Source organism: Pseudomonas syringae (assembly GCF_021606685.1).
Taxonomy (GTDB): domain Bacteria; phylum Pseudomonadota; class Gammaproteobacteria; order Pseudomonadales; family Pseudomonadaceae; genus Aquipseudomonas; species Aquipseudomonas syringae_R.
The window spans coordinates 1-14,525 of record NZ_WKCB01000116.1 but is presented as its reverse complement, the minus strand read 5'-3'; the positions used below and the strand labels follow the sequence as shown (position 1 = coordinate 14,525).

The window sequence follows — 14,525 nt, the reverse complement described above, 5'->3', positions numbered from 1 at the left end:
CGCCCACCATCACCATGGCGCTCGGCGCCACATCCCAGGCCGCAGCCAGTTTAAGCAGGCCATCCGGGTCTGGCTTGGGCAGCGCATCATCACGCCCCAACACATCCTCGACGGCAAAGCAGTCAGCCAGGCCGATGGCTTCCAACGTCACATGCGCCAGCTCCCGCGCATTGCGGGTCAGGATGCCCAGGCGATAACCACGGCCTGCCAGCTCACGCACCAGCTCCACCGCGCCCTCTGCCGCGACTGAACCTAGCGCCAGCTCGCGTTCATGCTCCAGCAACCAGGCATGTTTGGCCGCCGCAACATCCGCCGGCAAGGCGGCGAGGTGGGTGAGGATATCGTCCTCGGGGGGAATCTCCAGGGCCACGCGAATGGCCGCAAAATCATGCACGGCCACCGTGAGGGTGCCATCCATGTCGAAAACCCAATGCTTAAAGTCGGTCAGGCTCATGCCCAATCCTTGCGATGGCGGATCAACCCTTCCTGAGTCACCGAGGCCACCAGTTGCCCGGCGCGGTTGTATACGCTGCCACGGGAGAACCCTCGGGAATTGCCGGCCCATGGGCTGTCCATGGCGTAGAGCAACCAGTCATCGGCGCGCAGGTCGGCGTGGAACCACAGCGCGTGGTCGAGGCTGGCGACCTGCATGTCTTTCTGCCACACGCTCTTGCCATGGGGCAGCATCGAGGTGGTCAGCAGGCCGAAGTCCGAAGCATAGGCCAACAGGTATTTATGCAGCGCTGGCGTATCGGCCAGGGCGCCGTCGGCACGAAACCACACATACCTGACCGGGTCGGACGGCTGCGGGTTGAACGGGTCTTTCTCGGTCACCGGGCGCACTTCGATCGGCTTGGGGCACAGCAGCTTGTCGCGCATGTGCTCGGGGATCAGGTGCGCGCGCTGCTGGGTCAGCTCCAGCTCCGACGGCAGGTTTTCCGGGCCGACCACCACGGGCATGGTGGTCTGGTGTTCGAAGCCTTGCTCGTCGTACTGAAACGAGGTGGTACAGGTGAAGATCGGGTGGCCTTTCTGGATCGCGGTCACGCGGCGGGTGCTGAAACTGCCGCCATCACGCACGCGGTCCACCGAATACACCACCGGCAAGGCGGCATCGCCAGGGCGCAGGAAATAACCGTGCAGGGAATGCACGTGGCGCGCTTCTTCGACGGTCTGGCTGGCGGCCGACAGCGACTGGCCGAGCACCTGGCCGCCGAACAGTTGACGAAAACCCAGGTCCTGGCTGCGGCCGCGAAAGAGGTTTTCCTCAATCGGCTCCAGGGTCAGCAGGTCCACCAGATCTTCCAATACTTGGCTCATAGAGCAACTCCTACAATTCTATGGGGCATTCCGGGCTGCTTATCCGTGCAGCGTGTCCAACCATTGGGCGCGGGTGATGCGATACAAAACATGAGGGCGCAGCGGGTCATCGGCTGCGACCTTGGGGTGTTCAAAATCCGACTGCGGATCGTAATGCATACCGATGGCCTGCATGACTTTTTGTGATGGCAGATTGGCCTCGGTGGTGAAGGCGACGATTTCATCCAGTTGCAGGCGGTCGAAACCACAGCGCAGAGCGGTCCAGGCCGCTTCACTGGCGTAACCCAGGCCCCAATGCTCGCGGGCCAGGCGCCAGCCGATTTCCACCGCCGGGGTAAAGCCTGCTTCAAAGCTGACATTTTGCAGCCCGGTCAGGCCGATAAATTCACCGGTGTCCTTGCGCTGCAAGGCCCAGAAGCCAAAGCCGTATTCGGCAAAATGCCCGCGAATCCGCCCAATCAAGGCGGCGCTTTCCAGGTGGCTCAATTTGGCCGGGAAATAGCGCATCACCTGCGGGTCGGCGCACATGGCGGCAAAACCCGCCAGGTCAGTGTCGCGCCATTGCCGCAACACCAGGCGTGCGCTTTCCAATTCGAGTATCGGCTCCATGGGTCCCCCTCCCTTGCCCTGTGAGTGCGGCCTGTGAGCAAGTGTACAGCGCTGGTAAGATCCGTCGCTGGTTCACGTCAGAAAATCCCATGCCTTTGCCATTGATCTACCACGATGACTACAGCCCTGCGTTCCCGGCGGACCACCGCTTCCCCATGGACAAGTTCCGCCTGCTGCGCGACCACCTGGTAGACAGCGGCCTGACCCAGGACAGCCAACTGCTGCGCCCCGAGCTGTGCCCTGCAGAGATTCTGGCCCTGGCTCATGAACCTGGGTATATCGCCCGCTACATGAGCGGCGAGCTGTCGCGCGAAGACCAACGGCGCCTCGGCTTGCCCTGGAGCGAAGCCTTGGCGCGGCGCACCGTGCGTGCCGTGGGCGGCTCGATCCTGGCAGCCGAACAGGCGCTGGAGCACGGCCTGGCCTGCCACTTGGCGGGCGGCACCCATCACGCGCACTTCGATTACCCGGCGGGCTTTTGCATCTTCAACGACCTCGCGGTGATCAGCCGTTACCTGCTGGCCAGCGGCCGGGTCAACCGCGTGCTGATCTTCGACTGCGACGTGCACCAGGGCGACGGCACCGCGCGCATCCTCCACGACACGCCGGACGCCATCACCGTGTCGCTGCACTGCGAAAAGAATTTTCCCGCGCGCAAGGCCCAGAGCGACTGGGACATCCCGCTGCCCATGGGCATGGGCGATGCCGACTACCTCAAGGTGGTGGACGACGCACTCAACTACCTGCTGCCGCTCTACCAACCCGACCTGGTGCTGTACGACGCCGGCGTCGATGTGCACAAGGACGACGCCCTCGGTTACCTCAAGCTGACAGACGCAGGCCTGGCCGCCCGTGATGAAAGCGTGATGCGCCACTGCCTGGGCCGTGATATCCCGGTGATGGGCGTAATCGGCGGCGGCTACAGCAAGGACCGCCCTGCCCTGGCCCGCCGCCACGGCATCCTGCACCACAGCGCCCAGCGGGTGTGGACGTCATCAGGCTGTCATTGAAGTGTGGGCGTTACCCACAATGCCTGTGGAACGGCCTGTGGATAACTTGAGCGTAAGCGTCTGTAGGCCAATAACCGTATAGCCTGCGTGAAGCTGTATGTTTTTTGATCAGGCACGTGCGGCGTCCTCGGGTAGAATGTGCGGCCTATTCAGATGACCGTAGCCTTGCCCATGCCCCTGACACCTGCTCAACACGTCACTATTATCGGCGGCGGCCCCGCCGGGCTGATGGCCGCTGAAGTCTTGAGCCAGGCGGGCGTGCGCGTAGACCTGTATGACGGCATGCCTTCGGTGGGGCGTAAATTCCTGCTGGCCGGCGTGGGCGGTATGAACATCACCCACTCCGAGGCGTACGCGGCGTTCCTGTCGCGCTATGCCGAGCGCGCGCCGCACATGGCGCCGCTGCTGCGTGCGTTTGACGCCGAGGCGTTGTGCGAGTGGATACACGGGCTGGGTATCCAGACCTTTGTCGGCACCTCCGGGCGGGTGTTTCCTACCGACATGAAAGCCGCGCCGCTGCTACGCGCTTGGCTCAAGCGCCTGCGCGACCAAGGCGTGGTTATCCACACCCGGCATCGTTGGCTGGGCTGGAATGCTGAGGGCGATTTACTTATCCACAGCCCGGACGGCGAAAAAATTATCCACAGCGACGCGGTGCTGCTGGCCCTGGGCGGCGGCAGCTGGTCGCGCCTGGGGTCTGACGGCGCCTGGCTCACGTTGCTGGAACACCGCGGCGTGCCCTGCGTGCCGTTGCAACCGAGCAACTGCGGCTTTGAGGTGTCGGCCTGGAGCGAATTGATGGTCAGCAAATTCCCCGGCGCGCCGCTGAAAAACGTCGCCATCGGGCTGGGGGTCGACAAGCCACGCTTAGGCGAATGCGTGGTTACTGCGACGGGGATCGAAGGTAGCTTGATCTACGCGCTGTCGGCGCCGATTCGTGAAGCGATCAACCGCGATGGCGCGGCCACCGTGCATATCGACCTGCTGCCGAGCAAGCCGCTGGACAAGGTCCAGGCGGCGCTGGCCAAGCCACGCGGGTCGCGCTCGATGAGCAAGCATTTGCACAGCCAGTTGGGTTTGGATGGGGTCAAGGCGGCGTTGTTGCGCGAGCTGGCACCGGCGGAGCACTTCAATGATCCGGCGCAATTGGCGGTGGCTATCAAGGCGCTGCCACTGACCCTGGTGAAGACGCGGCCAATGGATGAGGCGATCAGCACTGCCGGCGGCGTGCCGTTTGAGGCGCTGGATGAGCGCTTGATGCTCAAGCAATTGCCGGGAGTGTTCTGTGCGGGGGAGATGCTGGATTGGGAAGCGCCCACGGGGGGGTATTTGCTGACGGGGTGTTTTGCCAGTGGCAGAGCGGCTGGGCGGGGGATGTTGGAGTGGCTTAAGGGCTGAGATTGCGGTGAATTCAAGGCCGCTATCGGGGGCAAGCCCCCTCCCACAGTTTTGACCGGGTGAACCCGATCAAATGTAGGAGGGGGCTTGCTCCCGATGAGGCCATCAGCCACACCGCAAGTTACTTCTTCTTACGCGGCCCAGTATTAAACACCGGCACCTTACGCACCGGCTTGATCGACGGCTCCACCGGCGCCGACTCCCCGCTGTCCACCCACTTACCCAGGTTGCGCTTACCGCCACCCCCGGATGTTTTCGGCTTCTTAGGCTTTTTCGGCTTCTTCACCACCTGCCCGCTGGCATCGGTGTCCGGCACACGGTGCTCCGGTTCGAAATCCGGTTCCATCTTGCGGGTCAAGGTCTGACGCGTGAGCATCTCGATGGCCGAGAGCATGTTCACTTCATCGGCACACACCAGGGAAATCGCCTCACCGGTGTTGCCCGCACGCCCGGTACGGCCGATACGGTGGATGTAGTCCTCAGCCACAATCGGCAGGTCGAAGTTGACCACCATCGGCAGGTCTTCGATATCCAGGCCACGGGCCGCCACGTCGGTGGCCACCAGGATCTGCACTTCGCTGCTCTTGAAGCGGTCCAGCGCGCGTTGGCGCGTGGCCTGGGGTTTGTCGCCATGGATGCCGTCGGCATTGATGCCCAGGCCCTGCAACTTATCCACCAACGCGTCCACGCCATTGCGGGTCTTGGCGAACACCAGCACCTGTTTCCAGCGGCCTTTGCGCATCAGGTGCACAAACAGCTCCGGCTTGCGCTTCTTGTCTACCGGCACCACCCACTGCTTCACGGTGTTGGCGGCGACATTGCGCGGGCTGACTTCAATGCTCAGCGGGTCGTTGAGCATCTGCCCGGCCAGCACGCGGATGTCATCGGAGAAGGTTGCGGAAAACAGCAGGGTCTGGCGCTTTTTCGGCAACATGCGATAGATGTTCGCCAGCTCTTCGGAAAAGCCCAGGTCGAGCATGCGGTCGGCTTCATCCAGCACCAGCGTCTGCAGCTGATTGAGCTTCAGCGCGTTCTGGCGGAACAGGTCGATCAAGCGGCCCGGCGTGGCAACCAGGATGTCGACGCCTTTGCGCAATTTCATCATCTGCGGGTTGATGCTCACGCCGCCGTACACCGCGTACGTGGTGAGTGGCAGGTGCTGCGCGTACTCGGCGACGCTGGCGTGAACCTGCTCGGCCAGCTCGCGGGTCGGGCACAGGATCAACGCGCGCGCCGAGTTGGCGGCGACTTTCGGCCCTTCCATCGTCAGCAATTGCAGGAGCGGCAGTGCGAAACCGGCGGTCTTGCCGGTGCCGGTCTGGGCCGCAGCCATCAGGTCGCGACCGGCCAGCACCGCCGGAATGGCTTGCGCCTGCACCGGCGTCGGGGTCTGGTAGCCAAGCGTCTCAAGGGCGCGCAGCAAGGGTTCGATCAGGCCAAGGGTGGCGAAAGTCATGTAGTTACCGTAGGGAAAATTCAGCGCAAGTCGCAATTGCGCCGCAGTTTACCTTATTTCCGGCTTGGGCTTGCGCCACTGGGGCAGGCTGATCAACAGCACCGCGCTGATGATCACCAGCATCGCCAAGGCTTCTTCCAGGCCGATGGTTTCGCCGATGAACACGATCCCCAGCAACACCGCCACCGCCGGGTTGACGTAGGCATAGCTGGTCGCCGCCGCCGGGCGCACGTGCTTGAGCAGGTACATGTAGGCGTTGAAGGCGATGATCGAGCCGAACACAGCCAGGTAAGCCAGTGCCAACCAGCCTTCCAGCGGCGGCATGGCTTGCAGGTGCTCGCCGGTGAGCGCGCTGGCGAGCAACAGCGTAACGCCGGCCACCAGCATCTCGGCGGCACTCGCCATCGCCCCCGGCGGCAGCGGCAGGCGCCGGCTCCACACCGAACCAAACGCCCATGACGCCGCTGCAAACAGCAGCAACGCCGCGCCCATCGGGCTCGATTGCAAGGTGCTGCCCATATTCAGCATGGCAATGCCGACCATCCCCAGGATCACACCCGCCCACTCCAGCCGGGTATTACGCGCGCCCCAGAAGTAGCCACACAGCAAGGTAAACAGCGGCACCGTCGCCACCGCCAGCGCCGCCACGCCGGACGACACCCCCGTATGCTCAGCCACACTCACCGCACCATTACCAAAGGTCAGCAGCAAAATGCCGATCTTGGCCGCAGCCTTCCACTGCTCCCAGGTCGGCGCAGGCGCCCCACGCCAGCGCAAAAAGGCATACATCGCCGCACCCGCGAGCAAAAAGCGAATCCCGCCCAGCATCAGCGGCGGCCAGTACTCCACGCCGATGCGGATCACCAGGTAGGTGGACCCCCAAATCACATACAACGCAAAAAAGGCGGCGATCAGCGGTAAAGGAAAACGACGTGGGCCTGGCATTGGGCAGCTCTGCGGCAGATATAAGAGAGGCTTATTCTAAAAAAGCAGGTGATTAAACATAAGTTACAAAACCTGTTTAAACCGCCAGTACACTTTTCAAAGCATGGTTATGAAGGCTATAAACCATGCTTTCGAAAGCCACGCGTCTCTGGAGCCTTATCATGGACAAATATGACCGCATGCTCCTCAGCGCCCTGCTCGAAGACGGCCGCGCCTCCTACGCGCAACTGGCCCGCACGGTAAACCTCTCCGCCCCCGCCGTGGCCGAACGCGTGGCCAAGCTGGAGGCCAGCGGGGTGATCACCGGATACCAGGCCAAGGTGGACTTATCCAAGGTGGGCTTGCCGATCCAGTGCGTGATTGAGCTGCGCCTGACCAACCACGGCAGCCAGAAGGTCTACGACGCGTTGGCCGAGATTCCCGAACTGACCGAATGCCACCGGGTAACGGGCGACCCGTGCGTGATCATGCAAGCGGCGGTGGGCTCAATGCCGGAGCTGGAGAACTTGATTAACCGCGTGGCGAAGTTCGGGTTCAGCAAGACGTCGATCATCTTGTCGAGCGCGATAGAACGGCGGGTGCCGTTGGGGCAGCTGGAGGCGAATGGGAAAAGTGCTGGCTGATCCACCGCAATCGGGGGCAAGTCGAATCGTCGCACCGCCCCTCCCACATTTGGATCTGTGAGCACATTCCTGATCTGTGAATACATTCAAACTGTGGGAGAGGGCTTGCCCCCGATGGCGTCAGAGGCTTCACCGAGGATTCGAGCACCGAACAATCAAATCGACAATCTGCTTGATGGTCGTTATCTGATCCCAATCTTCCTGAGTCGCCCGCAGGCCAAACTGCCACTTGGTCTGCATAACAAAGCAGGTCAAGTCATCATCAATGATCTTGAAATCATGAATGAAATCCGTCTGCTCCGTGACTTGGCCGCGGTCGATAAAGCCGATGATGTCGACGAACAGCTGAATCACCTTCTCGCTGATCTCTTCTCTGGTCGCGTTACCTTCCATTTCTTGCCTCATAGGCACATTTACCAATACTGACTAGATCAAAGACGGCCAGCCCCGCAGCGACGAAGGGAATGCCCCGACCGATAATGCCAAATACCCGAACAGTGCCAAAGGTTGCTTTCGCCATCCTGGCCATTGTCGGCTGCCTGATCAGTGTACGAGGAAAAAAGCGCATTCCGATCAGGCTTGCTAGATTCGTGGTCTTGCTGGAGCCGACATGAACCCAGGTACCTACAGCAATTTTGCTGATCGGTATGCCTGCTGCTCCTGTAATTACAGTTGCCGCCGTGAGCCCATAGTGTTCCTGCGTACATCTCCAAAGGTCTTCGACAGTAGTGCTCGGAGCCTTGGTGTCGACATGAATGGGTTTAAGTAATTGGAAGTTGCCGAGATTGGTTAGGCCTGGCGAATATGGGAGCACCATGACCGCAGGGCAACTCATCATCGTATTGCCTAAATGAAACGCCATGCTTGAAGTTGAGCCAAAATTGATGCCGTTTCGTTCGAGCTCAAACTGACTTTTCATAATTGCAGTGTGAAGATCGCTTTCCTGCATGACGTAGTCCCTTTACGTAAATGACAGGCTGGATGTTAGGTCGCAGCGAAGAGCGATAGATGGGAGCAGTAGAAATTCAGAGAGGTCCTACGAGACAGTAGGGTCAAGCCTACCGCCTATTCAGAAATCAGATTAAAGCCCCCACAAAGATCTGATATTTAAGTGGCCAGCAAGAGCGATCCCTTTCATTTGCGGGACGTTTCCTAGAGAATTCCTCGGCCTTGTTTCCGTCGGATCAGGTAGCTAGTCTCGCTTGGTCATCGAATGTTCGATGGCCGGACGTGCAAGTCCGACCAAACAAAAGCAGTTCAGATGCCTTATTCCATTGGTGCCCAGTTTTGATAAGCGGCATCAATATTTTTATGGCAGCCGTGCGCGGGAGATCTTCGGATCTGCTGGGTTTGTCTTTTGTCCCGGTCTTGCACACCCGCGTACTGCTGCCACCCTCATTCGCGTGCAAGCGAACGGCGCAGCTCCTTACTACACAAAAGGAGTTTCACCATGGTCAAAGTAACCCCCGATCCACCCAGTTTTCTCAGCGAAGACGCCCTTCTCAACCGTCGCGCCATCGACTACTACCTAAAAGCTTCCGCCCCGGATGCGCCCGCCTTCACCCTGAATGACAACCTGAGCCTGGAAGACGCCCTCGCCCACGCGGCCGACTTGCTGCATTGCGCGGTGGGCACTACGCAGGTGTCGGGGGAGGTGATGGATGTGCAGCAGCGGACGGTGATGCATTTGGTGGAGATGGCGAAGGGGGTGGTGGATCGGGCGTTGGAGTGTGTGGAGCCCCGATAGGCTGACGAATCAAGTTCTGTGATGAATGGGCTTTTGTGGCGAGCGGGCTTGCCCGCGTTGGGCTGCGCAGCGGCCCCAATCAGGGCGCCGCGTTTCTTGAGTTAGACGGGTTTGCAGGTTTTGGGGCTGCTTCGCAACCCAACGCGGGCAAGCCCGCTCGCCACAGAAGATATCCACTCGATTCTGTATTGGGATCAGAACCCGCGATGCTTTTTCAGGTGTTCATTGATCTTCGCCGCTGGCACTTTCTGCAGGGTGCACAGCAGGTCGTGGGACAGTTCGCGCAAACCATGCGTCGCGCGCAGTTCCTGAGCGAGGTGCGCGGTGAGGTTGGCCGCCATTTCCGCATCCGCCATCGCCCGGTGGGCCTGGCCGGTGTGGGGCAGTTTTGCGAATGAATTCAACGTGCCGAGTTTATGGTTCGGCGCGGCCGGCATGAGGCGGCGGGCCAGGAGCAGGGAGCAGGCGAATTTCTGCAGGCGCGTGCGGCGGATCAGGCCCAGCTCGAAATCCCAGAATTTTTGGTCAAACGCGGCGTTGTGCGCCAGCAGTGGCGTGGTGCCGACGAACTCGTTCACTTCGTTCATCACCCGCTCGGCCGGCGGGGCGGTGCGCAGCATGGCGTTGCTGATGCCGGTGAGTTGTTCGATAAAACCCGGCACGCGCACGCCGGTGTTCATCAGGCTCTGGTAGCGGTCCACGATCTGGCCACGTTCGAGGATGACCACGGCGATTTCGGTGGCGCGGCAGTGGCTGCTCGGGGTGATGCCGGTGGTTTCAAAGTCGATGACCGCTATACGTTCCAAACCTGTTCCAACTCCGTCTAACTAGTTATTAAGCCGCAGCGCTTTATTTGAGCAGCAACGCGCCTTCGATCGGCACGTAGCGGCTGGCGGCGCGTATCAGCGAATTGGCGGTAAGGCCCGGCACGCCATACGCCACGGCTTCGACGCCATGCTTGTGGATGATGCGGTCGAGCAGCATATCGAAATCACCGTCGCCGGAGGCCAGCACGATTTCGTCGACGTGGTCGGCAGCGTCCATGATGTCGATGGTGATGCCCACGTCCCAGTCACCCTTGGCCGAGCCGTCGCTGCGCTGAATGTAGGGCTTGAGTTTTACCGTAAAGCCCAGGTTACGCAGGATCTGCTGGAACTGCTGCTGCTTACTGTCACCACGGTCGATGGCATACGCGTACGCCTCGACAATCTGCCCGCGCGAACTGATATCAGCCCACAACGCGGCATAGTTGAAGTGGCAGCCATAGGCTTGGCGAACGGTGTAGTAGAGGTTTTGCACATCGGCGAACACTGCAATTTTCTTCACCGCACTTCCTCATGACAGCCAGGCGCCTGGGCCCGGAAAGGCTGCCAGTATGCCAGCCGCAGGAACGTTTCCGGGAAAAATCAGACCGGGGCGACGAAGCGCCCCGGCATGGCGGTGTCAGACGAAGGAATCGTCGTCGCCGAACGAAGAGGAGTCGTCGGAATAATCGCTGTCGGCGAAGCTGTCCGAGTTGTTGCCGCCCCAGTTGTCATTGCCGGCAAATTTCTGGTCATCGTTGCCCCAACCGCCTTGATCGCTGGCCGGGGCCGGTTGCTCGATGATTTCTTCCACCACCTGCGGCTGCTGGTTGTGATGAAACAGGCTGCTGATGCCCTCGGCCAGCAACACCCCACCGGCAACGCCGGCGGCAGTTTTCATCGCACCGCCAAGGAAGCCACTGCCCACCGGAGCGGCGGCGGATTGTTGTGGCTGTTGATAGTTTTGTTGTGGCGCAGGCTGGCCACCGAACGCAGGCCGCGTCGGTTCACGCCAGCCACCGCCCGAATTGCTTGGTGCTGGTTGCGGATCACGGGAAGCGCCGCCGCCAAAGATGCTCGACAAAAACCCACCGCTGCTCGCAGGGGTCGGTGGCGCGGACTTGGCCCGCTGCAACTCGTCCTGCAATTGCTGAATCTGCTGCGCCTGCTCTTTATTCTTCGCGTCCAGGCTTTTAAGCGCGTGTTCCTGCACCAGGATCGACTGGGTCATGTAGTACCCGGCCGCCGGTTGGCGAGTCATGTGCTCCTTGATCCGCGCTTCTGCTTGCGCATCGCGGGGGGCTGAGTCCGTTTCGGCTTGCTGCAAACGTGAAAACAGTCCGTCGATCAGGGTTTGCTCTTCGCTGTTCATGGCGACCTCGTTAGATTGCCGGTAGAAATCGTGGCCCCGCCTGCAATCAGGCCGGGTGCACGCTTAGTTATGGGGGTGTTACCAGTTGTTTCAATGGTCTTTACTCAAGGTTTACGTTTGTGCCTCTGCGACTGTGATCGGTTAAAGTGTCGCCCTTGTTTCCAGGCCTGCGATGAACCTGATGAATCCGTTAGACGTATTGCGCGACTCCTTCCGTTTTACCCGGAGCAACCTGGGCGCCATCGTTCAGCTGTGCCTGCCGTTGGTGGTCCTCGAAGCCTTCCTGCAACAGATTCTGGACCACACGCTGGGCGCCGATGCGTTTCCCGGCTACAGCGTGATCGTGGGTTTATTGGTGTACCCGCTGTACACCGGTGCCTTGATTTTGTTTCTCGACGCCCGCACCCGTGGCGAGTCGCCGAGCACCCGGGATGTGTGGGCGATGGCCCTGACCCTGTGGCCACGTTTCGCCCTGCTGACGGCCATGAGCACCTTGTTGATTCTGCTCGGGCTCTCGTTGTATTTCCTGCCGGGCCTGTGGCTGATGGTGGTGCTGGCGTTTGCCGAGTACCTGCTGGTGCTGCGCGGCATGTCGGCGCTGGAGGCGATGAAGGAGAGTTTGCGCCTGACCCGTGGGCATTTCTGGCGAATCCTGGTGTGCCTGCTGTGCGTGATGACCCCGCTGTGGCTGCTCAAGGGTGCCAGCGTGGCGGCGTACCCGAACCCGGCGCCGCTGCTGGGGCTGTTGATGGACAGCGCGCACAGTTTCCTGCAGCTGTTTACCAGCGTGGTGCTGTTCCGTTTATTCATGCTGATCGGTGGCGATGCCGACGCGCGGTGATATGCTCCGTGCCACTTCTGAAACGCTATAAGCCGAGCCGATGACCCGTTTATTGCGCATGACCCTGCTGGGCCTGTTGATCATCGCAGGCCTGCTCACGGCAATGATCTACAGCCTGACCTGGCGCCCCTTGCCCAAGGAAACCTTGCCCGTGAGCTGCGTCGCGCCGCGTGCACCGACCCTGCTGCCAGGGCAGGCGCTCAAGGTCATGACCTGGAACGTGCAATACCTGGCCGGCAAGAACTACGTGTTCTGGTACGACGCCGCCAAGGGCGCCGACGAGCGCCCCACCGTGGAAGACATGGCCGCCAGCCTCGATGAAGTGGCGCGGGTGATTCGCGACGAACAACCCGACATCCTGCTGTTGCAGGAACTCGACGAAAACGCCAAGCCCTCCCACTACCAGGACCAGTTGGCGTTGCTCCAGGAGCGCCTGGTCGACCTCTACCCGTGCAGCGCGCAGACCTTCGACTGGAAAGCCGACTTCGTGCCCGACCGCCATATCTTCGGCAGTGTCGGCCGCAAGCTCGCGACCCTGAGCCGCTACCAGATCGAGCACGCCGAGCGCCTGCAATTGCCGGCCCCGGAGGCCAATTTCATCAGCCGCCAGTTCCAGCCCAAACCGGCGTTGCTGCTGACCTACCTGCCGTTGAGCGATGGCGGCCAGATGGCGGTGCTCAACACCCGCCTGGACGGCGACGCCCCAGGCCGCAGCGCGGTGCTGGAGCAGGTGCAAACCACGGTCAAGTTGCTGGATAAATTCGAAGGGCGTGGCACGCCTTGGTTGATCGGCGGCGATTTCAACCTGTTGCCCCTCGGGCAATTCCTGCGCCTGGATGCCGGTAAACGCGGGCAGTACTCGCCGGACAGCGAGCTGCATTTGCTCTGGGACAAATACCCGATGATCCCGAGCAACAGCGAGTCCAGTGGCATCAATCGCGAGAAATGGCTGACCCACTTCCCCAACGACCCTAGCCTCGACGGCCCGGATCGCACCTTGGATTACCTGTTCTACAGCCCGCGCATCAAGCGGGTCGAAGCCAAGGTGCGCCAAGACGATACCCTGCGCATCTCCAACCATCTGCCGGTGATTGCGCGCTTTTTGTTGCCCGCCGCGCAGTAGCCTTGAATTGTCCCCACATAGGGGACAATTAATCTCAGATCAGCCTAATTGTCGCTCATTCGATTCGGCCGTAAATTGACTCCCAAGCCAGCACGCAGACAGCCAGAGGCGCTGAAGCGGCCTTCTAATTCCAATACTTCAAATGAGCGCATACGACATGAACACTTTCAAAAAAGCCCTGACCGCCACCCTGCTCGCCCTGTCCATCGGCAGCGCCTACGCCGCTGACAACGCCGTGCCGGAACATCAAACCCAGGCGTTCCTCAACGCCCTGGCCGCCGGCGGTGGTCGCCCACTGGAGCAACTGAGCCCCAAGGACGCCCGTGCAGTGCTGACCGGCGCGCAGAACTCGGTGAAAGTCGACATGTCGGGCATCCAGGTCAGCGACAAGACCATCCAGGCCGACGGCCAGAGCATCAAGCTGACAATCGTGCGCCCCGCCAACGTCAAGGGTGAGCTGCCGGTGTTCATGTTCTTCCACGGTGGCGGCTGGGTGCTCGGCGACTACCCGACCCACGCCCGCTTGATCCGCGACCTGGTGGTGGGCTCCGGCGCCGTCGCCGTGTATGTGGATTACACGCCATCGCCGGAAGCGCATTACCCCACCGCGATCAACCAGGCCTACGCCGCTACCCGCTGGGTGGCCGAGCACGGTAAAGAGATCAACGTCGATGGCAGCCGCCTGGCGGTGGCCGGCAACAGCGTCGGCGGCAACATGGCAGCGGTGGTGGCGCTGAAAGCCAAGGCGCAGAACACGCCGACATTGCGCTTCCAACTGCTGCTGTGGCCAGTCACCGACGCCAACTTCGACACCCCGTCGTACAAGCAGTACGCCGAAGGCCACTTCCTCACCAAAAACATGATGAGCTGGTTCTGGGACAGCTACACCACCGACGCTCAGCAACGCGCCGAGATCTACGCCTCGCCGCTGCGAGCCACGCCTGCACAACTGACCGGCCTGCCACCGGCGCTGGTGCAAACCGCTGGCCTGGACGTGCTGCGCGATGAGGGCGAAGCCTACGCCCGCAAACTGGATGCGGCCGGTGTCGACGTGACGGCGGTGCGCTACAACGGCATGATCCACGACTACGGCCTGCTCAACCCGTTGAGCAATATCCCGGAAGTTAAAGCGGCAATGCGCCAGGCGGCGGGTGAGTTGAAGGCGCACTTGAACTGATCCACCAATCATCCATTTGAAATGCTAAATGTGGGAGGGGGCTTGCTCCCGATGGCGGTGTGTCAGCCATTACATCTGGTGGCTGACACACCGCCATCGGG

17 protein-coding genes are annotated in these 14,525 nt (G+C 61.2%); 7 read left to right on the top strand and 10 right to left on the bottom strand.

What is annotated here, in order from left to right:
* The 3 genes from GIW02_RS25895 to GIW02_RS25885 form a co-directional block, all read right to left on the bottom strand.
* A partial coding sequence (locus GIW02_RS25895; protein WP_236422177.1) for an HAD-IA family hydrolase occupies positions 1-454 on the bottom strand: 454 nt, incomplete at its 3' end.
* Positions 451-1,320, bottom strand: a complete 870-nt coding sequence (tesB, locus tag GIW02_RS25890) for an acyl-CoA thioesterase II (RefSeq protein ID WP_236418645.1) — start codon at positions 1,318-1,320, stop codon at positions 451-453. The genes GIW02_RS25895 and tesB, both read right to left, overlap by 4 nt.
* A 39-nt stretch (positions 1,321-1,359) precedes the next feature.
* Positions 1,360-1,929 carry a GNAT family N-acetyltransferase gene (locus GIW02_RS25885; protein ID WP_236418647.1) on the bottom strand — a complete coding sequence of 190 codons (570 nt, stop codon included), beginning with the start codon at positions 1,927-1,929 and terminating at the stop codon, positions 1,360-1,362.
* A gap of 89 nt (positions 1,930-2,018) precedes the next feature.
* Here GIW02_RS25885 and GIW02_RS25880 point away from each other — a divergent pair, with 89 nt between their 5' ends.
* Entirely contained in the window at positions 2,019-2,939 is a 921-nt protein-coding gene (locus GIW02_RS25880; RefSeq protein WP_236418649.1) for a histone deacetylase family protein, read from the top strand.
* 171 nt (positions 2,940-3,110) lie between these two features.
* Positions 3,111-4,337 (top strand): TIGR03862 family flavoprotein, encoded by a 1,227-nt coding sequence (locus GIW02_RS25875; protein WP_236418651.1) that lies wholly within the window; start codon positions 3,111-3,113, stop codon positions 4,335-4,337.
* Between the two features lie 121 nt (positions 4,338-4,458).
* Here GIW02_RS25875 and GIW02_RS25870 read toward each other — a convergent pair whose 3' ends face one another.
* Both GIW02_RS25870 and yedA read right to left on the bottom strand, forming a co-directional pair.
* Complete coding sequence (locus GIW02_RS25870; RefSeq protein WP_236418652.1) at positions 4,459-5,793, bottom strand: DEAD/DEAH box helicase; 1,335 nt, start codon at positions 5,791-5,793, stop codon at positions 4,459-4,461.
* 48 nt (positions 5,794-5,841) lie between these two features.
* Positions 5,842-6,738 carry a drug/metabolite exporter YedA gene (gene yedA, locus GIW02_RS25865; RefSeq protein ID WP_236418654.1) on the bottom strand — a complete coding sequence of 299 codons (897 nt, stop codon included), beginning with the start codon at positions 6,736-6,738 and terminating at the stop codon, positions 5,842-5,844.
* Positions 6,739-6,899: 161 nt separating this feature from the next.
* Between yedA and GIW02_RS25860 the strand changes: the two genes are divergently transcribed.
* Complete coding sequence (locus GIW02_RS25860; protein ID WP_236418656.1) at positions 6,900-7,361, top strand: Lrp/AsnC family transcriptional regulator; 462 nt, start codon at positions 6,900-6,902, stop codon at positions 7,359-7,361.
* 129 nt (positions 7,362-7,490) lie between these two features.
* Here the strand turns inward: GIW02_RS25860 and GIW02_RS25855 are convergent, their stop codons facing one another.
* Together GIW02_RS25855 and GIW02_RS25850 are read right to left on the bottom strand one after the other, a co-directional pair.
* Entirely contained in the window at positions 7,491-7,754 is a 264-nt protein-coding gene (locus GIW02_RS25855; RefSeq protein WP_236418657.1) for an acyl carrier protein, read from the bottom strand.
* Entirely contained in the window at positions 7,744-8,310 is a 567-nt protein-coding gene (locus tag GIW02_RS25850; protein WP_236418658.1) for a hypothetical protein, read from the bottom strand. Before GIW02_RS25850 ends, GIW02_RS25855 begins: the two co-directional genes overlap by 11 nt.
* Positions 8,311-8,811: 501 nt before the next feature.
* On the opposite strand from GIW02_RS25850, the gene GIW02_RS25845 reads away from it, so the two are divergent.
* On the top strand, positions 8,812-9,108 hold the full coding sequence (locus tag GIW02_RS25845) for a DUF3077 domain-containing protein (protein ID WP_236418659.1): 297 nt from the start codon (positions 8,812-8,814) through the stop codon (positions 9,106-9,108).
* A 194-nt stretch (positions 9,109-9,302) separates the two neighbouring features.
* Here the strand turns inward: GIW02_RS25845 and GIW02_RS25840 are convergent, their stop codons facing one another.
* The 3 genes from GIW02_RS25840 to GIW02_RS25830 all read right to left on the bottom strand — a co-directional run bounded on the left by GIW02_RS25840 (position 9,303) and on the right by GIW02_RS25830 (position 11,283).
* Entirely contained in the window at positions 9,303-9,914 is a 612-nt protein-coding gene (locus tag GIW02_RS25840; RefSeq protein ID WP_101273126.1) for a 3'-5' exonuclease, read from the bottom strand.
* A gap of 43 nt (positions 9,915-9,957) precedes the next feature.
* A complete protein-coding gene (locus tag GIW02_RS25835; RefSeq protein ID WP_024077544.1) occupies positions 9,958-10,434 on the bottom strand; it encodes an NYN domain-containing protein in 477 nt (158 codons plus the stop codon).
* Positions 10,435-10,551: 117 nt separating this feature from the next.
* A complete protein-coding gene (locus GIW02_RS25830; protein ID WP_236419447.1) occupies positions 10,552-11,283 on the bottom strand; it encodes a DUF2076 domain-containing protein in 732 nt (243 codons plus the stop codon).
* Positions 11,284-11,464: 181 nt separating this feature from the next.
* Between GIW02_RS25830 and GIW02_RS25825 the strand changes: the two genes are divergently transcribed.
* The 3 genes from GIW02_RS25825 (at position 11,465) to GIW02_RS25815 (ending at position 14,424) form a co-directional block, all read left to right on the top strand.
* Positions 11,465-12,124, top strand: coding sequence for a YciC family protein (locus GIW02_RS25825; protein ID WP_236419445.1), 660 nt, complete (start codon positions 11,465-11,467; stop codon positions 12,122-12,124).
* Positions 12,125-12,164: 40 nt separating this feature from the next.
* Positions 12,165-13,247 carry an endonuclease/exonuclease/phosphatase family protein gene (locus GIW02_RS25820; protein ID WP_236419443.1) on the top strand — a complete coding sequence of 361 codons (1,083 nt, stop codon included), beginning with the start codon at positions 12,165-12,167 and terminating at the stop codon, positions 13,245-13,247.
* 157 nt (positions 13,248-13,404) lie between these two features.
* Entirely contained in the window at positions 13,405-14,424 is a 1,020-nt protein-coding gene (locus GIW02_RS25815) for an alpha/beta hydrolase (protein WP_236419441.1), read from the top strand.
* The last annotated feature ends 101 nt before the right edge of the window (positions 14,425-14,525 follow it).